The organism is Streptomyces lothianensis (genome assembly GCF_047779955.1).
Taxonomy (GTDB): domain Bacteria; phylum Actinomycetota; class Actinomycetes; order Streptomycetales; family Streptomycetaceae; genus Streptomyces.
This window is the reverse complement of sequence record NZ_JBLMKT010000123.1, coordinates 1-905: the sequence shown is the minus strand read 5'-3', so window position 1 is coordinate 905 and position 905 is coordinate 1. Positions and strand designations below refer to the sequence as shown.

General features: G+C 72.8%; 1 protein-coding gene. It reads right to left on the bottom strand.

What is annotated here, in order from left to right; genetic code table 11:
- On the bottom strand, nucleotides 1-905 hold a 905-nt coding region (locus ACLF6P_RS29875; protein WP_415954547.1), incomplete at both ends, for a hypothetical protein.

The following is a 905-nucleotide window of genomic DNA, read 5'->3' as shown; positions in this document are numbered from 1 at the left end:
AGACCTGGGCCTGGGCGGTGCTGAGGAGGGGGTCCGAGGCGCCGGTGGAGACCGCACCCTCGGTCAGGCACCACAGCGGGGCCTCGACGCCGGACGCGTCGAGACGCTGGATCAGCGTCAGGGTTTCGGCCAGGCCCGGCGCCACACCCTGTTCCAGGGTGTCGTCGTCTATCGCCAGCAGCGACACCACGCCGGTCGCGTCCGCGTATCCGGACAGGTCGGTGTCAGCGGCGGTGATGCGGATCACCTCGTCCGCACCGGACTCCTTCAGTCCCTGGGCGACCCAGTCCTGCGTGAACACGTCCAGTGTCTCGGGTACCGCCAGCAGCCAGCGGCCGGTGAGGACGGCGGGCGTGGTGGCGGTGCTGCGGGCCTGGTGCCACGTCGTCTCGTAGCGCCAGGCGTCGGCCACGGCGTACTGCTTGCGGCGGCGCCGCCAGGAGGAGAGGGCCGGGAGGGCGTCCTTCAGGGGGACTTCGCCGGTCAGGTCGAGGCCGGCGAGGACGGCGGCCAGATCGCCGCTGTCGATCGCCTCCCACAGGGCCGTGTCGACGGAGGTTTCGGCGGTGGGCGCCGGAGCCTGGGCGGGCTGCTCGGGGGCCTGGGGCCAGTAGCGCTGCCGGTCGAAGGCATAGGCGGGGAGGGCGGTGCGGCAGGCTCCGGTGCCGGCGTAGAAGCGTGTCCAGTCGATGGGTACGCCGTGGGCGTGGGCCTCGGCGAGGGCACCGACCACGCTGCGCGGCTCGTCGAGGGCCTTGCGGAGGGCGGGGATCAGTGTCTTCCTGCGGGGGTCGGCAAGGCAGTCCTTGCCCATGGCCGCGAGCGCACCGCCGGGGCCGAGTTCGAGGAGGGTGGTGACGCCCTGGGTTTCCAGGTGTCCGATGCCGTCGGCGAAACGGACTGCC